16 protein-coding genes and 1 pseudogene are annotated in these 20,530 nt (G+C 57.3%); 12 read left to right on the top strand and 5 right to left on the bottom strand.

Annotated elements, in window-relative coordinates:
* Positions 1-49: 49 nt before the first annotated feature.
* On the top strand, positions 50-2,068 hold the full coding sequence (locus ORG26_RS17200; protein ID WP_266369428.1) for a c-type cytochrome: 2,019 nt from the start codon (positions 50-52) through the stop codon (positions 2,066-2,068).
* A 160-nt stretch (positions 2,069-2,228) separates the two neighbouring features.
* On the opposite strand, the gene ORG26_RS23645 is transcribed toward ORG26_RS17200, so the two are convergent.
* Positions 2,229-2,366, bottom strand: a complete 138-nt coding sequence (locus ORG26_RS23645; RefSeq protein WP_266363930.1) for a KGG domain-containing protein — start codon at positions 2,364-2,366, stop codon at positions 2,229-2,231.
* Between the two features lie 186 nt (positions 2,367-2,552).
* Positions 2,553-3,074: a DUF2911 domain-containing protein gene (locus ORG26_RS17210; protein ID WP_266363932.1), complete on the bottom strand. Its 522-nt coding sequence runs from the start codon at positions 3,072-3,074 to the stop codon at positions 2,553-2,555.
* 252 nt (positions 3,075-3,326) lie between these two features.
* Between ORG26_RS17210 and ORG26_RS17215 the strand changes: the two genes are divergently transcribed.
* From ORG26_RS17215 to ORG26_RS17250, 8 genes and pseudogenes are all read left to right on the top strand, one after another.
* The gene (locus ORG26_RS17215; RefSeq protein ID WP_266363934.1) at positions 3,327-5,147 is read left to right on the top strand and encodes an acyl-CoA dehydrogenase; all 1,821 of its coding nucleotides are present in this window, start codon (positions 3,327-3,329) and stop codon (positions 5,145-5,147) included.
* Between the two features lie 75 nt (positions 5,148-5,222).
* Positions 5,223-6,248, top strand: a complete 1,026-nt coding sequence (locus ORG26_RS17220; protein ID WP_323134280.1) for a YheT family hydrolase — start codon at positions 5,223-5,225, stop codon at positions 6,246-6,248.
* 12 nt (positions 6,249-6,260) lie between these two features.
* Positions 6,261-6,551 carry a nucleotidyltransferase family protein gene (locus ORG26_RS17225; RefSeq protein WP_266363936.1) on the top strand — a complete coding sequence of 97 codons (291 nt, stop codon included), beginning with the start codon at positions 6,261-6,263 and terminating at the stop codon, positions 6,549-6,551.
* Positions 6,552-6,570: 19 nt separating this feature from the next.
* Positions 6,571-6,810: pseudogene (locus ORG26_RS17230) on the top strand (HepT-like ribonuclease domain-containing protein).
* Between the two features lie 89 nt (positions 6,811-6,899).
* Entirely contained in the window at positions 6,900-8,804 is a 1,905-nt protein-coding gene (gene serA / locus ORG26_RS17235) for a phosphoglycerate dehydrogenase (protein WP_266363938.1), read from the top strand.
* Positions 8,805-8,907: 103 nt separating this feature from the next.
* Positions 8,908-9,987, top strand: a complete 1,080-nt coding sequence (locus ORG26_RS17240; RefSeq protein WP_266363940.1) for an aminotransferase class V-fold PLP-dependent enzyme — start codon at positions 8,908-8,910, stop codon at positions 9,985-9,987.
* Between the two features lie 123 nt (positions 9,988-10,110).
* Positions 10,111-10,659, top strand: a complete 549-nt coding sequence (locus ORG26_RS17245; protein WP_266363942.1) for a heme NO-binding domain-containing protein — start codon at positions 10,111-10,113, stop codon at positions 10,657-10,659.
* Positions 10,649-13,150, top strand: a complete 2,502-nt coding sequence (locus ORG26_RS17250; protein WP_266363944.1) for a PAS domain-containing hybrid sensor histidine kinase/response regulator — start codon at positions 10,649-10,651, stop codon at positions 13,148-13,150. Before ORG26_RS17245 ends, ORG26_RS17250 begins: the two co-directional genes overlap by 11 nt.
* On the opposite strand, the gene ORG26_RS17255 is transcribed toward ORG26_RS17250, so the two are convergent.
* Entirely contained in the window at positions 13,147-14,502 is a 1,356-nt protein-coding gene (locus ORG26_RS17255; protein WP_266363946.1) for a sigma-54-dependent transcriptional regulator, read from the bottom strand. The two genes, ORG26_RS17250 and ORG26_RS17255, sit on opposite strands and share 4 nt — an antisense overlap.
* A gap of 180 nt (positions 14,503-14,682) precedes the next feature.
* Here ORG26_RS17255 and ORG26_RS17260 point away from each other — a divergent pair, with 180 nt between their 5' ends.
* Positions 14,683-15,723, top strand: a complete 1,041-nt coding sequence (locus tag ORG26_RS17260; RefSeq protein ID WP_266363948.1) for a sugar transferase — start codon at positions 14,683-14,685, stop codon at positions 15,721-15,723.
* Positions 15,724-15,798: 75 nt separating this feature from the next.
* Complete coding sequence (locus ORG26_RS17265; RefSeq protein WP_266363950.1) at positions 15,799-16,581, top strand: outer membrane beta-barrel protein; 783 nt, start codon at positions 15,799-15,801, stop codon at positions 16,579-16,581.
* 102 nt (positions 16,582-16,683) lie between these two features.
* Here ORG26_RS17265 and ORG26_RS17270 read toward each other — a convergent pair whose 3' ends face one another.
* On the bottom strand, positions 16,684-18,717 hold the full coding sequence (locus ORG26_RS17270; protein ID WP_266363952.1) for a M13 family metallopeptidase: 2,034 nt from the start codon (positions 18,715-18,717) through the stop codon (positions 16,684-16,686).
* Between the two features lie 98 nt (positions 18,718-18,815).
* On the bottom strand, positions 18,816-19,223 hold the full coding sequence (locus ORG26_RS17275; protein WP_266363954.1) for a DUF6069 family protein: 408 nt from the start codon (positions 19,221-19,223) through the stop codon (positions 18,816-18,818).
* 207 nt (positions 19,224-19,430) lie between these two features.
* Here ORG26_RS17275 and ORG26_RS17280 point away from each other — a divergent pair, with 207 nt between their 5' ends.
* Positions 19,431-20,525 carry a spore photoproduct lyase family protein gene (locus ORG26_RS17280; protein ID WP_266363956.1) on the top strand — a complete coding sequence of 365 codons (1,095 nt, stop codon included), beginning with the start codon at positions 19,431-19,433 and terminating at the stop codon, positions 20,523-20,525.
* Positions 20,526-20,530 lie beyond the last annotated feature (5 nt).

Raw genomic sequence — 20,530 nt, forward strand, 5'->3', positions numbered from 1 at the left:
CAGACATACCACTATGCAACACTCATATATTCGCCGCGCGCTGGGAGCGATGTTTACGGCGGCGGTAGTCTCCTCGGCGGTCTGGGCGCAGGAGTCACCGAAGGAAGAAGATTTCTTCAAAATCATGAAAGTAACGGCGCCCGAAGGAACCCTGCTCGAAGTGGGCGGTCTGACGGTGCTGCCCGACGGCGATCTGGGCATTGCCACGCGCCGGGGCGACATTTTCATCGTCGAAAACCCGACGAGCAAAAAGCCGTACTTCCGCAAGTTCGCGTCCGGGCTGCACGAGGTGCTGGGCCTTGTTTACAAGGACGGAGCTTTCTACTGCGCCCAGCGCGGCGAGCTGACCAAACTGGTGGATACCAACAAGGACGGCAAGGCGGACCTTTTCGAAACGGTGGCGGCGCTGCCGGTGTCGGGGCACTACCACGAGTATTCGTTCGGGCCGAAACTTGCGCCGGACGGATCGTTTTTCGTGACGGGTAACGTGGCCTTTGGTGACGAGGAATGGTGGCGGGGCGAAAGCCGGGTCCCCTGGCGTGGCTGGACCATCAAGATCCACCCGGATGGCCGCATCGAACCCTGGGCAACGGGCATGCGCTCTCCGTGCGGCCTGGGCGTAGTGGACGGCGAGTTTTTCTACTCCGACAACCAGGGCGACTGGATTGGCTCGGGCGGCGTCTGGCACGTGAAAAAAGGCAGCTTTACCGGACACCCGGCCGGGCTGAAGTGGACAAACATGCCCAATTCGCCGGTCAAACTGACGACCGAGCAGCTGTACGCCAAGGTGGACCCGCGTCAGAACAAAAACGCCCAGGGCCGGTACATCAAGCCCGAAAACGTGGTAAACGAGAATTTTGTAAGCCTTTTTGAACTGAAAGAACAGTTCCCGGAGGTGCAGACGCCCGCCGTCTGGCTACCGCACGGCATTCTCGGCATTTCAAACTCGGAGATTGTGCAGATTCCACAGGGGGCGTTCGGGCCGTTTTCCGGACAACTGCTGGTCGGCGACCAGGGGCAGAGCAAAATCTCGCGGGTAGTGCTTGAAAAAGTGAACGGGGAGTACCAGGGCGTAGCCTTCGACTTCCGCAACGGCTTCCAGTCGGGCGTCCTGCGGATGGCGTGGGCACCGGACGGATCGCTGTTCGTAGGCGAAACCAACCGCGGCTGGGGTTCGGCCGGGGAGGCCAACCAGGGCCTGCAACGGCTGGTCTGGAACAACCAGATGCCGTTTGAAATGAAAACGGTCCGGGCGATGCCGGACGGCTTCGAGATTGAATTCACGACGCCGGTCGACAAAAAATCCGCCGAGGATCTGGCGTCTTATTCCATCGAGTCGTTTGTGTACAAATACCACGCGGTTTACGGCAGTCCGGCCGTCAACAAGGAAAAGGCTTCGGTGAAAGGGGTGAAAGTGTCGGAAGACGGCCTGAAAGCCCGCATCATCGTGGATGGGATGCGCCGGTATTTCGTGCACAACATCACCCTCGACGGCGTGCGTTCGCAGGAAGGCTCGTACTCACTGGTTCACCCGACGGCCTATTACACGCTGAACAACATTCCGCAGGGCCAGAAACTGGCGATGTCGGAGGTAAGCACCCGTAATTCGGCTGCGGCTGTGGCCGAAACTCCGGCTAAAGCGGCTCCGGCCACTCCGGCGAAAAAAGGCGCTCCGGCCAAAGCAGGGGCCAAAACGACGGCGACCAAACCCGCCGCGCCGACTGCCAAAACGGGCGACGCGGTCGCTTCCGTGAAAGCTCCGACGCTGGACGAAATCAAGCCGCTGCTGAATCGCCATACGTGTACGGCCTGCCACAACGCCGAAAAACGGCAGGTTGGCCCGGCGTTCAAGGATGTGTCGAAGCGCCGCTATACCAACGAGCAGATTGTCGAGCTGATCTACAATCCCAAGCCGCAGAACTGGCCGGACTACGCGACCGAAATGCCGCCGATGCCGCAGGTTCCGAAGGCCGATGCCCTGAAAATCGCCGCCTGGATCAATTCGCTGGCTCCGGGGGCCAAAACCGCGTCCGCTGCAAAGGAGTTGAAAAGCCCGGACGGACAGTAAGTGGGCTTTTCGCAGATTACCGCAGATTTTGACCGCAGAGGTGCGCAGATTTTTCTGCGATAATCAGCGATTAAAATCAGCGGGAATCTGCGGGAAATAATTACCACAAAAAAGGAGTGCTTTCGTGAAGAAGGCACTCCTTTTCTATGTAAGCATAATCTTACTTAGACGAGCTCTTGCGGCTTGTTTTGCTTTCCGAGCCGTTGTCTTTACCGCGGCTCTGACCACCTTTTTTGCCTGCCTCGCGGGCGCGTTCCGGATCATCGGCGAAATTTCCCTTGCCTTTCGTGTTAGCCATGATTGTGCGAAGTTTAAGTGAATATTCGTTGAGTTGTACACGTGTGAATCCTTAAAACGATTTGCCGCCGGAATGTTTGCAATTTTTTTTGAATGGCCCGGAAAGCACAAAAGCCTGACTCGACAGCCAGGCTTTTGTGTTACGGCAGAGTAAAGGCACTTAACGGCTGGCCTTCATTGGGTGGCCTTAGTTGACCGTTGACCCTTCCTTAACCGGAATCGACACCGTCATCTGGTCCCAGGCAATGGTCACTTCGTTATTCTCCGGAGTAATGGTCATTTTCTCCACAACGGATTTGGCCGATTTAGCCGGAACTTTCACTTCGGCTACGTTCTGCCCCTTCACTTTTTCGTAATCGTAAGCGCCCCACAGACCGGTTTTGCTGTTCAGGATAACCGTCCATTCTTTTTCCGTCGGAACGGTGAACAGGGTGTACGTGCCGGCTTTAACCGCTTTGCCCCCGAAGGTCACGTCTTTGGCAAAGGTGATGGTCGTTGCCTCGTTGGCACCCGTCCGCCAAACCTGGCCGTAAGGAACGAGCGCGCCGAAAATCTGACGGCCGCGCTTTGACGGCTGACCATAATCGACCGAAACGTTCTTGTTCGGGCTGGATAATTTTACCCGCGGGCTCGGCGGCGTTCCCTGTGCAAACACGAACGATACGGTTGTTATTAGAAACAGGGCAATCAGGGCAAGTGATCTTTTCATAGCTGGTACTGGATTTGGGTTGAAAAACGGCCGTAAATAAAACCATTTTCCCGTTAACGTGCATACCGCTCATGGAACGTATAGAAAGCTTGATAAAAAACTTGGGCTTTTCGGTCGCCGCTCCCCGCCCGCAGCAAAAAAAGACGGCCTTTCGGCCCGTAATTATTTCCCGAAATTGTATTGCATAATGAACGCATTGTGTATTTTTACGAAACTGTTATGCGTGCATACTAACCTCAACCTGATTCTTTTATGGCTTCCTACTTCAGCAAACGAAACCTGAACTTCCTGCTTTATGAAGTTTTTCAGGCCGAGGAGTTAACCAAATATCCTTACTTCAGCGCCCACGACCGCGAAACGTTCACGATGGCGCTGGATTCGGTAACGCACATTGCCGATACCCTCATGCACCCGAGCCTGCGCGAGGTAGACCAGAACCAGCCCGAACTGAAGAACGGCAAGGTGGCGGTTCATCCCAAAATCCGCGAGTACCTGCGGGCGATGGGGGAAGCCGGTCTGATCGGCGCCGATTTTCCGTTCGAACAGGGCGGCCAGCAGTTGCCCGAGCTTATCAACTCGTCCATCGGCTTTATTCTGATGGCGGCCAACAACGGCATGATGTATACCGGCCTGACCGCCGGAGCCGCCCGCCTGATCGCCTCGTTTGGTAGTCAGGAACTCCAGGACGCTTACGTGGCGAATATGCTGTCCGGCAAATGGCAGGGCACTATGGCTCTGACCGAACCCCAGGCGGGCAGTTCGCTCTCCGACGTGATGACCACCGCCGAGCCTCAGCCCGACGGCGAATCCACCGCACCGGCGGACCGGCCGCGAACCTACAAAATCAAAGGACAGAAAGTGTTTATTTCGGCGGGCGAACACGATGCCGCCGACAACATCATTCACCTGATGCTGGCCCGGATCAAGGGCGCTCCCAAAGGCACTAAGGGTATCTCGCTGTTCGTCGTGCCCAAAACGCGCCTCGACGGCTCAGACAACGACGTGCAGCCCACCGGCCTTTACCACAAAATGGGCCAGAAAGGTACGCCCGCCCTGCACCTGACGATGGGCGAACGCGACGACTGCGTCGGCTATCTGGTCGGCGAGCCGAACCGCGGCCTGACGTACATGTTCCAGATGATGAACGAAGCCCGGATCGGCGTCGGGATGGCGGCGGCGGCAATTGCCTCGGCGGCCTACCACGCGGCTCTGACCTACGCGAAAGAACGTCCGCAGAGCCGCCGGCTGAACGAGAAAAACCAGCTCGATTCGCCCCAGACGACGATTATCAACCACCCGGACGTGCGGCGGATGCTGCTGTTCCAGAAGGCCGTCGTGGAAGGGTCGCTGTCGATCCTGATGGAATGCTCCCGCTATGCCGATCTGGCCAAAGTGCTGGAAGGCGAAGAACGCGAGGCTGCCCATCTGCTGCTGGAACTGCTGACGCCGATTGCCAAAACGTACCCGTCGGAGGCCGGGGTGCAGGCCGTCAGCCAGAGCATGCAGACGCTCGGCGGCTACGGCTACACGGAGGATTTTCCGGTGGAACAGCTTTACCGCGACATCCGCATCACGCCGATTTACGAAGGCACCACGGGCATCCAGTCGCAGGATTTGCTGGGCCGGAAGGTGACGATGCACAACGGCAAGGCGCTGGGTCTGCTGGCGCAGGAAATCGGCAAAACCATCGCCGAAGCGGCCACTTACGACGACCTGAAACCGTATGCCGGGCTGCTGGCCGAAGAAGGTAAGCGTCTTCAGCAGGTAACGATGCACCTGCTGGGCTTTGCTCAGAAAGGTGAAATCGAACGTTTTCTGGCCGACGCGACGCTGTACATGGAACTCTTCAGCCTGAACGCCATTGCCTGGCAGTGGCTCAAACAGGCGGTCGTGGCCCGCCGCGCCCTGCTGACCCAGAACCCGCAGGGCGACGAGCTGGCTTTCTACGAGAGCAAGCTTCTGACCATGAAATATTTCTTCCACTACGAACTGCCGAAAACCCTCGGCCTCGCCAAGCGCCTGACCGATCCGGAGGTGCTGACGATTGTCACAGAAAAACAGGTAGCGCTTTAAAAAAGTCGTAAGTCTGGAAGTCATAAGTCGTAAGTGCTTCGCCAGTTCTGTATTGAGGCGAAGCACTTACGACTTATGACTTCCAGACTTACGACTTTTTCTCCTACCTTTGCCCTGCAAACGGGCCTGCCTATGCCGCTGATTGAGCATTCTGATTACCAACCCCCGCAGTTTTTGTGGAACGGACATCTGCAAACGATTGTCCCGTCCCTCTTCCGGAAGGTGCCGGTAAGTTACGAACGCGAGCGGCTGACAACCCCCGACGACGACTTCCTGGACCTAGACTGGTCGGTAAAAACGGGGCAGACGAAGCTTGTCATCCTGTCCCACGGCCTCGAAGGCGATTCGACGCGGCAGTACATCGCGGGTATGGTGCGCCACCTGAACAACCACGGTTACGACTGTCTGGCCTGGAATTTTCGCTCGTGCAGCGGCGAAATGAACCGGCAACTGCGGATGTACCACAGCGGCGCCACGGACGACCTGGACACGGTGGTGAACCAGGCCGTTGCCAAAGGATACGAGGACATCTCGCTGGTCGGTTACAGCCTCGGCGGCAACCTGACGCTCAAGTACCTGGGCGAGTACGCCGACCGGCTGCCGTCGGCGGTTCGGCGGGCGGTCGTGTTCTCGGTTCCGCTGGATCTGGCGGCGAGTAGCGGCATGCTGAGCCGGGGCTTTTCGCGGGTGTATGTCCGGCGGTTCCTGAAACACCTGCGCCTGAAAGTGGAAGGAAAAGAAAAGCTCTTTCCGCAGCACATTTCATCAAAAAACTACCGCCGCCTGCGGACGCTGATTGATTTCGACAACCAGTACACCGCTCCGCTGCACGGCTTCGAAGACGCCTGGGATTATTACCGGCGAAATTCATCGATACACTTCCTCGACAGAATAAACGTACCGACGCTCGTCGTCAATGCGCAGAACGACCCGATGCTGGCCCCGGAATGTTTCCCGGAAGCGCTGGCCCGGAAACTTTCGTGCGTCTGGATGGAGTTCCCGGAAGAAGGCGGGCATTGCGGCTTTCCGCCGGCCGATTCAAAAAATGAAGTGTACTGGTCGGAGGAGCGGGCGCTGCGGTTTTTAAAGGAACATGCGTGAAAGGAAACGATTATGATACCCCAACAACACCTGGTCAGTCAGTTTTTTCAGACGCAGCCGGTTCGGCGGGCGTATCTGTTTGGTTCGCAGGCACGGAGCGAAGCCACCCCGGAGAGCGATATTGATATTTTGGTGGAGCTGGATAAGGAGGCAGACCTGTTTCAGTTTGCAGATATGATGATTGGTCTTCAAAATCTGCTCAACAAGAAAGTAGATTTGGTATCTGCGGAAGGCCTTTCTCCATACATCAAGCCCTATATCGATAGAGACAAGATTTTGATTCATGAAAAAAAAGCCGAGTGAGTTGACCCGGCTTTATCATATGCTTAATGCTATTGATGATGTTCAAAAATTTGTTGAGGGGGTGACTTACGAGGAGTATATGAATGATTATATGCGCCGTTTGGCCTTAGTCAAGTTGTTGGAAATCATTGGGGAAGCATCTGGTCATGTTTGAAAAGAATTACGACAGCGTTTCTCTGATATAGAATGGCAGACATTGACGATCGTTCGGCACATTCTTGTCCATGAATACTTTGGAATAGATTATAACGTCATTTGAAACGCTATTCAAAATAAAATACCAGCACTTCGTCAGAAACTTGAATTAGTGATTGAGGAGTATCCTAAAGAAAACGAGTGAGCTTTTTTATGCTGACCAAACCGATTGAACAGACGTATCTCGTCATTGATTTTGACAGCACGTTTACGAAAGTAGAAGGGCTGGATGTGCTGGCCGAAATCTCGCTGGCCGGAAACCGCGAGCGCGACCGCATTGTGGAAGAGATTAAAGCGATTACCGACCGCGGCATGTCGGGCGAAATCTCGCTGGCACAGTCGCTCGAAATGCGGCTCAGGCTGCTGCAGGCCCACCGCGACCACATTCCGGCCCTGCTGGAAGTGCTGAAAGATAAAATTTCGGATTCGTTCCAGCGCAACCGCGACTTCCTGATCGAAAACGCCGAGCAGATTTACATCGTGTCGAGCGGTTTCAAGGAATTCATCGTGCCCATCGTGACAATGCTGGGCATCAAGGAGGACCACGTGTTTGCCAATACCTTCCTCTACGACGACGAAGGCAACATCGTCGGCTGCGACTGCGACAACCCGCTGGCGACCGACAAAGGTAAAGTGACGCTCATCCGGAACCTTAACCTCGACGGGGACGTATACGTGATAGGCGACGGGTACACCGACTACGAAATCAGGGAATCGGGTCTGGCCAACCGTTTCTACGCCTTCACCGAGAACGTTATGCGCCCCAAAGTCATCGAAAAAGCCGACCACATCACCCCCTCACTGGACGAGTTTCTGTATCATAACAAGCTGAGCCGCAGCCAGTCGTATCCGAAAAGTCGCATCAAGGTGCTGCTGCTGGAAAACGTTCACCCGGTCGCGGTGCATCTGTTTGAAAAGGAAGGCTTCTCGGTCGAAATCCTGAAAGGGGCGCTGGACGAGGACGAACTGATCGAAAAAGTCCGCAATGTCCATATCCTGGGGATCCGTTCCAAAACGAACGTTACCCGCCGCGTGCTCGAAAACGCCAACAAACTGATGTGCGTCGGCGCATTCTGCATCGGCACCAACCAGATCGACCTTTCGGCCTGCACCGAGCGCGGCATTGCCGTCTTCAACGCGCCGTACAGCAACACCCGGTCGGTGGTGGAACTGGCCATCGGCGAAATCATCATGCTCATCCGGAACGTGGTGCCGAAGAGCAACCAGATGCACTTGGGCAAATGGGATAAATCGGCCAACAACAGCTTCGAGGTACGCGGCAAAAAACTCGGTCTGGTGGGCTACGGCAACATCGGCACGCAGCTTTCGGTCGTGGCCGAGGCGCTGGGCATGGAAGTGTATTTCTACGACATCGTCGATAAACTGTCGCTGGGCAACGCCCGCAAGTGCCGGACGCTGGACGAACTGCTGACCGTCTCGGACATCGTCAGCCTGCATACCGACGGCCGCAAGGACAACAAAAACCTCATCGGTGCCCGGGAATTCAGCCTGATGAAGAACGGCGTGATCTTCCTCAACCTGTCGCGCGGCCACATCGTCGATATTCCGGCGCTGGTCGATGCCCTTAAAAGCGGCAAGGTGGCGGGAGCCGGTATCGACGTGTTCCCCTACGAGCCCAAGACCAACAACGAGGAGTTTATCAACGAACTGCGCGGCCTGCCGAACGTCATTCTGACCCCGCACATCGGCGGCAGCACCGAAGAGGCGCAGGCAAACATCGGCAATTTTGTGCCGGGCAAACTGCTCGAATACATCAACAACGGCTCGACCTACGGCAGCGTCAACTTCCCCGAACTGCAACTGCCGCTGCTGAAGGCCTCGCACCGCCTGTTGCACATCCACGAAAACGTGCCGGGCATCTTGGCCAAGATCAACGCCATCTTTGCCAAGCATAACATCAATATTCAGGGCCAGTACCTGAAAACGACGGAATCCATCGGCTACGTCATCACCGACATCGCCAAGAACTACGACGAGAACGTCATCCAGGAACTGCGGGATATTGACAACACAATCAAGTTTAGACTTTTATATTGAATTTTGAATGACTGAATGATTGAATGACTGATTGGCTTTGCAGATTCAAACCCGGCGGAGCTAATCAGTCATTCAATCATTCAGTCATTCAGTCATTCCAGATATGAAGCAAACCTACTTCACCGCCGGGCCTGCCGAATTGTACCCTACCGTTTACCAGCATCTGCAAACCGCTATGGACGAGCAGATTGGGTCAATTTCGCACCGGAGCCAGAAATTTCGGGATATTTATCAATACACCGTTGAGCAGTTGCGGGAACTGATGCAGATTCCGCAGACGCACGGCATTTTCTTTACGGGCTCGGCCTCGGAGGTCTGGGAGCGGCTGGCGCTGAACTGCGTGGAGCACGAAAGCTTTCACCTCGTCAACGGCTCGTTTTCGAAGAAGTGTTACGACTACGCAGGCAGCCTCAACAAATTCGCCCACAAGCAGGAAAAGCCGTTCGGGGAAGGGTTCGATTACGCGGAAATCCAGGTGCCCGAATATGCCGAACTTGTGGCCCTGACCCATAACGAAACCAGCGCCGGGGTGCAAATGCGGACCGTGGACATGCACAAGCTCAAGCGCAGCCATGCCAAAAAGCTGTTTGCCGTGGATATGGTCTCGTCGGCCCCGTTTCCCGATCTGGATTTTGAACTGATCGACTCCGCCTACTTTTCGGTCCAGAAAGCCTTCGGGCTGCCCGCCGGACTGGGCGTGTGGATTGCCAATGAACGCTGTCTGGAAAAAGCCGAAAGCCTGAAGGCCGCCGAGCAGATCATCGGCGCGCACCACGACCTGCCGACGCTCTGGAAAGCCTTCAAAACCTACGAAACGCCCGCTACACCAAACGTGCTGTTCATCTACCTGCTGGGCAAAATCGCCAACGACCTCAACGAAATCGGCATCGAGGTCATCCGGCGCGACACGGAGGAAAAGGCGAAGCTGCTGTACAGGTTTCTGGAAACGCATCCGGGCTTTGAGCCTTTTGTGAAGGAAGAACGGCATCGTTCGCGGACCGTGGTGGTCGCCAACACGGTGAAGCCTTCCGCCGAAATCATCGCCGAGGTAAAGAAAGCCGGAATGGTGATCGGAAGCGGCTACGGAAAATTCAAAGATTCCCAAATCCGGATTGCCAACTTCCCCGCAACTTCGGAAGAGCAGATCCGCAACCTCATAACCGTGCTGGAACGGATGGATTAACCCGTCGGGGACGGGAATGGAACAGGAAATCGGACCTGTAGTCAGTCATGTTTTTGTCTGATAACAGGCCCGATTGTTGCTGTTGTCTGGGCCGGGCGCGTGTTGGCCCGTACAGTGACCGCTATGAAAGGAGTGCTATTTACAGAATTGCTCAATATGGTCGAACAGCGACATGGGTACGAGCTGGTGGACCGGATTCTGACTACAACAAACCTGACATCAGGAGGAATTTATACGGCCGTGGGAACCTACCCGGCGGCCGAAATGGAGGCGCTGCTGCAAACGCTGGCGGCCGAAACCGGTACTTCGCTGCCAATCTGGCTCAACGTTTTCGGACATCATCTGTTTGGGGTGTTCACGCGCTACTACGCCCATTTTCTGACCGGAGTTAGCGGCACCTTCGACCTGCTTCAGCAGATTGAAGGCTACATTCACGTGGAAGTGCGCAAGCTTTACCCGGATGCAGAATTGCCCCAGTTCGTGACGTCCCGACCCGAAGCGGATACGCTGGAGATGCTTTACCGCTCCGAACGGCGGCTCAGCGACCTGGCCTGCGGCCTCATGGAGGCGGCTTTTGCGCATTACGGCGAACAGGCTTCCATCACCCGAACGCCGCTGAACGCCGACGAGTCCGAAGTCCGTTTTATTATTCGCCAACACCGTGGAGTCTGACCTTGACCTGCTTCGGCGCCGTGTGGAGCGGGAACGGCTGGCCCGGCAGCAGGCCGAAGCACTGCTGGAACAAAAGTCGCTGGCGCTGCACCAGGCCAACGAGGAATTGCGACAGCTGAATGTCTCCCTCGAAGAACGCATTCAGGCGCGCGCCGCCGAACTGCACCGCAAAGACCGGCAGTACCGCACGCTGATCCAGAACCTGCACGCCGGGGTTCTGCTCGAAGACGAACACCGTCGCATCGTGCTCACCAACCAGTACTTCTGCGACCTGTTTGGCATCCCGGCGGCGCCCGAAGCGCTCGTGGGCCTGGATTGTTCGGACTCCGCCGGGCAGTCCAAACACCTGTTCCGCTGCCCCGAAAGCTTCGTCAAACGCATCGAAGAACTGTTGCAGGGACGGACGCTCTGCGTGGGCGAGGAACTGGAAACCGCCGATGGCCGCGTGCTGGAACGGGATTACGTGCCCATTTTTGATCACGAACAATACCTCGGACACCTCTGGCGCTACGAGGATATTACGGAGCAGAAACGGGTGCAGGACCTCATCCGCCGCAGCGAGGAAAAATACCGGGGTATCATCGAGAACATGGACCTTGGCCTCATGGAGGTGGACAATAACGACGTTATTCAGCGGGTTTATCCCCGGTTTGCGCAACTGACAGGCTACGGGTCGCAAGAACTCGTAGGCAGGCATGCCATGGAAATGCTGCTGCCGGGGCCGGAATACCGCCCGGTGCTGAATGCCCAGAACACTGAACGCCTCAGCGGCAAGTCGGGCGTTTACGAGGTGCCCATCCGGCGGAAAGACGGCCAGATTATCTGGGTCATCATCAGCGGCGCGCCCATTCTGGATGGCATGGGCAACGTCGTCGGGTCGGTAGGCATCCACTTGGACATCACCGAACGGAAACGAACGCAGGAGGCGCTGGAAAAGGCCCGGCGGGTAGCCGAAGACGCCCGGCAGGCCGAGAAACGGTTTCTGGCCAACATGAGCCACGAAATCCGGACGCCCATCAACGCCATCATCGGCATGACCCACCTGCTTTTCGACACCCGGCTGACCCCGGTTCAGCAGGACTACCTCCGCGGCATTGCCTCCTCGTCGGATCTGCTGCTGTCGCTGGTGTCGGATGTGCTGGATTTTTCGAAAATTGAAGCCGGCGAAATGCAATTGACCGAGTCGGAATTTCTGCTGCCCGAACTGGTCGGCGAACTGATGCAGACGTTCCGGTACAAAACCACCGACAAGCCGGTGCGGATACAGAGTTTTCTGGACAGCAGCCTGCCCCGGCGGGTCGTCGGCGACCCCACTTTTGTGCAGCGTATTCTGATGAACCTCGTCGGAAATGCCGTCAAATTCACCGAAAAAGGCAGTATCCGGGTCGAAGCGGCCCTGCTGGAAGAAGCCGCCGACCACATTACGGTCGAATTCAGCGTGGCCGATACGGGGATTGGAATTAACGCCGAAACGCTGCCTACCCTCTTCCAAAGCTTCCGGCAGGCCGGCCCGGCCCGAATGCAGTTGGGCGGGACGGGGTTGGGGCTGGCGATTGTTCGGCAACTGGTGCAGTTGCACGGGGGAGAGGTGTCGGTAACGAGCGAACCCGACCGCGGCACCACCTTCCGGTTTACGCTCCGTTTCGGACTTCCGGCCCAGCCGGGCACAGACGCGCCGGTTACGCTCCCGAAGCCGACAACCGGCCGTATTCGCAGCAGTCGGGTGCTGGTGGCGGAAGACAATCTGATGAACCAGAAGTACCTGACGGGCCTTCTGAACCGCTGGGGAATCCATTTTGAAGTCGCCCGGAACGGGCAGGAGGCGGTCCGGATGGCCGAAGAACAGGCGTTCGATCTGGTCCTGATGGATTTGATGATGCCGGTCATGGACGGCTACGAAGCGGTCGCCCGGATTCGTCGAATTTCCAATGGCAACCGGATTATTCCGGTCGTGGCCCTGACCGCCAACGCCTTCGCCGAAGAACGCACGCGGGCGCTGAAAGCCGGCATGAACGACTACCTGCCCAAGCCGTTCACGCCCGCCCAGCTCCGGAGTCTGCTGGAACGGCATCTGCCCGATAACGGTCCGGTTGTCGGCCCAGGAGTGCCCGAAACGACCGATTCTGCCGAAGTGATTCCGGTTCTTAACCGCGACGAACTGAACAGCCTGTACGGAAACGATACGGAATACGCCCGGATGATGTTTGATCTGTTTCTGGAAACCATCGTGCCGGACCTGCCCCAACTGAAGCAGTTGGCAAACGCGGCGGAACGCGAGGCGCTGGGCCAGTTGCTGCACAAAATCCGGCCGTCGCTGAGCATGGTGGGCCTTTCCCGGCTGGTGGAGAAAGTCCGCGAGGCCGAGCGCCTCTGTCGTTCGGAAGGCGACCGGGAGGTGCTTGTCCGCCAGGTAGAAGAACTCGACGGGCTGCTGCAGGCCAGCGTGTCCGCCCTGCGGCAGGAGCGCGACCGGCTGAGCCGGGCCGTTTAGGAAGGCCCCATCAGTTCGCCGGATTTGAGCAGGTTGTAAATGGTGGATTTGCCGATGTCCAGCTTCCGCGCCACCAGCAGCACATTGTTGTCGTACCGTTCCAGATACTGCCGGATGATGTGCCGGGTGTAGTCGCGGAGGGTCATTTCGGCCGTGGGTAACGCGGCGGGCCGGAGGTGAGGAAAGGTGATGTCTGCCGCCGTGATTTGCCCGCCCGAAGCCATCACGCAGGCGAGTTCGGTGATAGCCTTCAGTTCGCGCACATTGCCGGGGAAGGCGTAGCCGCCGAGTTTGGTCAGCGCCTCTTCGGACAGCCGGAAAGGCCCCAGTCCGTTGCGGCGGCTGTATTCATCGGCGAAGTGCCGCGCCAGCAGGGCAATGTCGTCGCCGCGTTCGCGCAGGGGCGGCAATTCGAGGGTCAGACCGAGCAGCCGGTAGTACAAATCTTCCCGAAAACGGCCCTGCTGCATTTCCTCCGCCAGATTCTTGTGCGTCGCGACCAGCAGCCGGAAGTCGGTTTTGATAAGCTGGTTGCTGCCCAGCCGCGACAGTTCCTGTTCCTGCAGCACGCGCAGCAGTTTGGCCTGCACCGCCGGACTCATTTCGGCAATTTCGTCCATGAACAGCGTACCGCCGCTGGCCTCTTCCAGCTTCCCGATGCGCCGGGCGACGGCTCCCGTAAAAGCCCCTTTTTCGTACCCGAACAGCTCGGCTTCGATCAGGTCCGGCGGGAGGGCGGCCACGTTCAGGGCCACAAACGGATGCGCCCGCCGGTCCGACGCCGCGTGAATCGTCCGGGCCACCACTTCCTTGCCGGTGCCGGTTTCGCCGTAAATGGACACCGTAATTGTGGAGCGGGCCGCTTTTTCCAATAAATGGAAAACTTTCTGCAGGGCCGGGCTTTGCCCGATCAGCGGACTGACCGGTTCCTGTTTCTGCCGAATCTGCCGCCTCAGTTGCTCCACCTCGCTGCGCAGCGCCTGCGTTTCGCGAATTTTTCCCAGCGTGTTGCGGAGCCGTCCGGGCGTGTTTTCGTCTTTGGTGATGTAGTCGTACGCCCCGCTATGGAGCAGCCGGACCGCCGTGGAGACATCTTCCTGTCCGGAAACGATAACGACCGGAACCTGCGGCCACAAGCGGGAAATGCGTTTTTGCAGCGTTTCGCCGTCTTCGCCCGGCAGCGAATAATCCAGGGTGATGACCGAAGGCGTTCGGCGGTGCTCGCTCAACAGGGCACTGCCGCTGCGAAAAACTTCGACGTCTATTTCCGGATCAAGGGCAAGATGATGGCGCAGGAAAGCCCCGTAAAAAGCATCGTCTTCCACCACAAAGACCAGAAATCTGTTTTTCATAATTTTCTGAAATCTGTCTGATAAAGGCAAAAACCTTTCCAGTTTTTGGACCGCTTTCCGGATTTTGGAAAAATCGCTTGAAGTGCCTTTTTGCAAAGGGCTAGTTTCTAGTTTGTTAGAGTGGGGCCTTTGGGCCGGTACTGTTTTTGCCAACCGACAGAGAGTAATAATTTTCTCTGTATGCTACCGATCATTGCCCTGATTGACGATAACGAAATGATTCTCCGGTTTGTGCAGCGTTGCCTGGCCGATTCGTACCGGACGCGGACGTTTGCTACGCCCGCCGAAGCCCTCATTGCCCTGGAGTCCGGCTGGTATCCGGATCTGATTATAAGCGACCTGTCCATGCCGGGTCTGGACGGATTTGCCCTGCTGGAGCGACTCAAAAACGACTACTGTCTGTCTGATATTCCGGTCATGATTCTTTCCGGTCAGGAAAATGCCGACGTGCGGGAGGATTGTCTGAGGGCGGGGGCCTGCGATTTTCTGCCGAAGCCTTTTCTGCCCGAAGACCTGAAAGAGCGCATTGCCCGGCAACTCGACCGGCCCGCCGCCCACGCCGTTGGCCTGCCGTTCAAGGTGCGCCGGAACGCCCGGGGCGTGAAACGAGTGGTGGATATTGCGGTGTCGTCGCTTCTGCTTTTGCTTTTGCTGCCCCTGCTGCTGCTGGTTGCCCTGCTGATTCGCCTTGACTCCAAAGGGCCGGTTATCTACCGTTCGCGGCGGGTAGGAGCGGGCTATCGGGTTTTCAGCCTGTATAAATTCCGGACGATGCGGCACGGGGCGGATGCTCAGCTGGCCCAGTTGCAGCACCTGAACCTCTACGGCGAAACGGCCCAGACCTCCGCCGACGAGGCGATTTTTCTCAAATTAAAAGACGACCCGCGCATCACCCGGCTGGGGCGGTTCCTGCGCAACACCAGTATCGACGAACTGCCGCAGCTGGTCAATATTTTCAAAGGCGATATGTCGCTGGTTGGCAACCGGCCCCTGCCCACCTACGAAGCCGAAAAGCTGACCACCGACGGCAGCGCCGCCCGTTTTATGGCTCCGGCGGGCCTGACGGGCCTCTGGCAGGTGACCCGGCGCGGGCGCGGCGACCTCTCCGCCCGGGAGCGCATCGAACTCGACAACCTCTACGCCACTCGCCACTCGTTCTGGCTGGACCTGAAACTGATGTTCAAAACCCTTCCGGCCCTGTTTCAGTCCGAAACGATGTAGCCCCCGCCCGGCTTGGATGTCAACATTTTCCAGACAACGGAGTTGTAGACAACAGTGACTAATGATTCAACTGTTATGAAACGATTTGTGCAAGCTGGAAGTATAATAGCGGCCTTCGTGTTGGTTTCGGCCACGACGCAGGCGCAGGAAACCACCACGGATTCAACCCGCCGCGATTCGCGCGTGCTGAGCGATACCACCCGGCGCGAAATCCGCGAAGCCGGGCAGGAGGTGAAGGAGGCCGCCCGGGAGGTGGGCCGCGATGTGCAGCGGGGAGCCCGCGAAGCCGGAGATGAACTTGGTCGGGAAGCCCGGGAAAGTGGCACGGAAGTCCGGCAAACCATCGACCGCATCAACCGGAACGAACTCGGCTGGTTCCAGCGCGGGGCCGGTTTTGGGGGCATCAGCCTCGGATTTGGTCCCGGCGACAGCGGCGGTTCCTACCTGTTTTTCAACCCGCGGCTGGGTTATTTTGTCCAGCGGGGACTGGCCCTTGGCCTGAAATTTGGCTTTGAAAACCGGATCAATACCAGTTACCGGGCCAGCCTTTTCGGACCTTTTGTCCGGTACTATCCGATCCGGAACCGCTTCTCTCTTTTTGCCGAAGGCGGCCTGAATTTCGGACGCTACCGGTCCAGCCTCGTCGGGCCGGACGACAAACGGGGTTTCAGCAGCATCAATCTGGGCCTGGGCTTCAGCTATCAGCTCCTGCCCGCGCTCGGCCTCGAACTGATGTACGACCACAATTACTACGACAAAACGCCCGAATTTGCCGGTCGCAACCGGGGCCCGCAAATCAAACTCGGCCTGAATTTTCACCTAAGCAGCCGGAGTTCGCGGTACGGATACAATTATTGAATGATTGAATTTTGAATGACTGAATGACTGATTAGCTCCGCAAGGTCAGAATTTGCGGAGCCATTCAGTCATTCAATCATTCAGTCAATCAGTCATTCAAATCTACCACACCACCGTCTGGCTTACTTCCGGCTTGTACAGGCGCTGGCCGGATTTGACGTTGAAGGCTTTGTAGAACGGGGCGAAGTTGGTCAGCGGGCCGTTGACCCGGAATTTGGCCGGGGAGTGCGGATCGACCTGGACGCGTACGCGCTGGGCCTCGTCCCGGATTTTTACGCGCCAGACCTGCGCAAAGCCGAGGAAGAACCGCTGGTCTGGCGTGAACCCGTCGATTTTTTCGTCACTTTTCCCCTGCTCCGTCAGCTTAAAGGCGTCGTAGGAGATGGCCAGTCCGCCCAGATCGGCCAGGTTTTCGCCCAGCGTGAGGCGGCCGTTCAGGTTCATGCTGTTCAGAACGGTGTACTTGTTGTACTGCTCGACAATCTCGTTTGCTTTCTTGTCGAACTTGGCGGCGTCTTCCTTTTTCCACCAGTCGCGGAGGTTGCCGTTGGCGTCGTACTGCCGACCCTGGTCGTCGAACAGGTGCGTCAGCTCGTGGCCGATAACCATACCGATACCGCCGTAGTTGATGGCGTCATCGGCGTCCTTGTCAAAGAACGGAAACTGGAGAATGCCCGCCGGGAAAACGATCTCGTTGAACGTCGGGTTGGCGTAGGCGTTCACGGTCGGCGGGGTCATCTGCCATTCCGTTTTATCGACCTCTTTTTCTACTTTTTTCAGGTTTTTGTTCCAGCTGTGGCGGCGCGCCTGCTGCACGTTGCCGAAAAAGTCCTCCCGTTTGATGGTCACGTCCGAGTAGTCTTCCCACTTGTCCGGGTAGCCGATTTTATTGATGATCTTGTCGAACTTCACCAGCGCCGTCTGCTTCGTTTCGGGCGACATCCAGTCCAGCTTTTCAATCCGGTTGCGGTACGCTTTCTGCAGATTTTTCACCAGCGTCTGCATCCGTTCTTTTGCTTCGGGGGTAAAATACTGCTCTACCCAGAGCTGTCCGAGCAGTTCGCCCAGATACGAATCGGTGTTGTCGGCCATGCGTTTCCAGCGGTCGCTGAGCTGCTGCTGACCGTTCAGGATTTTACCGGCAAAATCGAACCGGGTCTGCACGAAAGCCTTGCTGAGCAGATTGGCGTTTTCGTCGATGTAGCTGAAAGCGAGTTTATCCTTGATGACGTCGATCGGCGTGCTGGTCAGCAGGCGGCTGAGGGCCTGATAATAAGCGGGCTGCGCCACCAGCACGGTATCCGTCCCGACGGTCATCGTGTTCAGAAAGGTCTTCCAGTCGATGTTCGGCGTCTGTTTGTTGAGGTCGGCGACGGTGAATTTGTTGTAGTTCTGAATCGGGTCGCGCAGGTCGGCGGCGGGCTTGTGAGACTGCGCCAGCGCCGTTTCGAAGGCCAGAATACCATCTGCTTTTTTGCGGGCCGTGACCGAATCGACGCCCGTCAGCGTGAAGAGTTTGGTGATGTAGGCAACGAAAGCCGTCCGGACTTTTTTCGTTTCCTCGTCATTTTTGAAGTAATAATCCCGCTCGGGCAGGCTCAGGCCGGCCTGCGTGAAGTTGATCCGGTTGAGCGAACTGCGGCGGTCGTCGGGCCCGATATACATGCCGAAAAGCGCCCCGCCCCGGTTGGTTTCGCTGGCGGCCAGGTAGTTGAGCACCTGGCGATAATCTCTGAGCGCCGCAATTTTGGCGAGTTCCGGCTTCAGCGGCTGATAACCCAGTTTTTCGATGGTGAGGGTGTCCATCCCGCTGGCGTAAAAGTCGCCGACTTTCTGGGCCACGCTGCCGGCTTCGGCTTTGTCGGCGGCGGCTTTTTCGAGAATGCTTTTGGTTTTTTTCTGATTTTCCTCGTAAAGCTGGTAGAACGAGCCCCAGCCCGACTGATCACCGGGAATCGGCGTGTTTTTGACCCAGCCACCGTTGGCGTAGGTGAAGAAATCGTCGCCCGGCGCCACGGTAGTATCCATGCCCGATTTGTCGAAGAAGGTAGTCCGGGTTGGCTCTTTTTTATCCTGACATGCGGCGAGACTGAGCGTAAGCAGTCCGGCGGCCAGAAGCCATTGGGTTTTCTGCATGATGAATGGGTTTCTGTGTGTTTCCGGTAAAATACAAAGACGCCCGACTATTTTCCAAAAAAGGAACAGTCGGGCGTCGGTCCCGGCGGATGAGCGGTTTACTGCACCGTGCGCACAAGGAAGCGCACGACGAGGGCCGTCACGACCAGGTGCATCAGTTGCAGTAGCATAATCATGCCCGTGCGGATGCCGCTTAAGCTGAACGGCCCGAAAAACATGGCGACAAACACCAGCGCCGCAATGACGTAAAAGACCCGAACGGGCTGCCGGGCGATCCGAAGAAGCGCAAAGAATACCAGACCCGCTACCAAAGCCGGCAGCACCGACATGGTCACGACTTTCTGCAAATCGAGCGTCCGGCCGTCGGGCGTGGGGACAAACTGCCACCAGCCCTGCGAGTAGGCGACGTAATAGATCACGGTGTTCACCACAAAAGCGATCAGACCGGCTTTGGCGGCCGCCGCCAGCACGCGGCTTAAGGGAATGGAGGTGGTTAACGTTGCCATGAGAAGGAAGGTTTAGTCCGGTAAAATATCGGAAAAAAGAAGAAGGAATGTCAAGCCCGAAGCAGGAAAAATTTTTTGCAACCGACTGTTAATGAATGCGTTGACTAGGCAAAAGAACGGGGACTGAGGGATTCTTATGGCGCGCGAATGTGTTATGAATACGTGCGGTTGAATGAACACGCTGACGACCGCGCCCCTCTCGACGATATGACAGATACACGCATCATAAGCGAAGTTATGCCGGTACAGCAGCCGTTGCTGCGGCCGGCGAAGTTGTGGCTGCCCAAACGGGTTGTTTTCACGCCCGATGCTCTCGACGAACCGTTCGGACAGCAGATCTACGAGCGCGTGAGTGCCTTGAACCTGCCCATTGAGGTCAGCAAAAACAACCGCATTACCGGCCTGCGCGGGGCCGACGAACGGGAGACCTACCGGATTGCGAAGAACACACTGGCGGTCGTCAACGCCCCGCCGAGTGCCTTCCGGCTGCAGCCCATTCCGCCTTCGGCCGACTGGCAGATGAACCTGGCGGAAGGCTGTCCGGCGCACTGCCAGTACTGCTACCTCGCGGGTAGTCTGGCGGGTCCTCCGGTGATCCGGGCGTATGCTAACCTGCCGAAGATGCTCGCCAACACGGCCAGCTACGAGCAGCCGGGCCGACAGACCACCTTCGAAGTCAGCTGTTACACCGACGTTATCGGCATCGAGCACCTGACCGGCTCGCTGGCCGAGTGCATCCGGTACTTTGGCACCCGCGACGAAGCCCAGCTTCGGTTCGTGACCAAATACAATCAGGTCGAATCGCTGCTCGATCTGCCCCATAACGGCCAGACCCGCGCCCGCGTCAGCCTGAACGCCGAGTCGGTGGCGCGGCGGCTGGAGGGCGGGACGGCCTCAGTGGAAGCCCGTTTGCAGGCCATTCGGCAGTTGGCCCTGCCGAAAGAGCTGGGTGGAGGCGGTTACCCCGTCGGGCTGGTCATCGCGCCGATCATGCCTATTCCGAACTGGCGGGAAGAGTACACCCGCCTGCTCGACCGTCTGGCCGAAGCGCTTGACTTTGAGTGTGATATGAATGCGGAGTTTATCAGCCACCGTTTCACGCCCGGTTCGAAGGACGTGCTCATGCAGTGGTATCCGAATACGACCCTGGAGATGGAGGAAGCCACGCGGGCCGAGAAGCGCAACAAGTTCGGCGGCCGGAAGTACGTGTACCGCCCCGACGATATGCAGACGCTGAAGAAGTTTTTTTACGAAGAATGGCGCAAACGGTTTCCGTCCGCGCCTATTCTGTACTGGACTTAAGGTGT

The organism is Tellurirhabdus rosea (assembly GCF_026278345.1).
Classification (GTDB): Bacteria; Bacteroidota; Bacteroidia; order Cytophagales; family Spirosomataceae; genus Tellurirhabdus; species Tellurirhabdus rosea.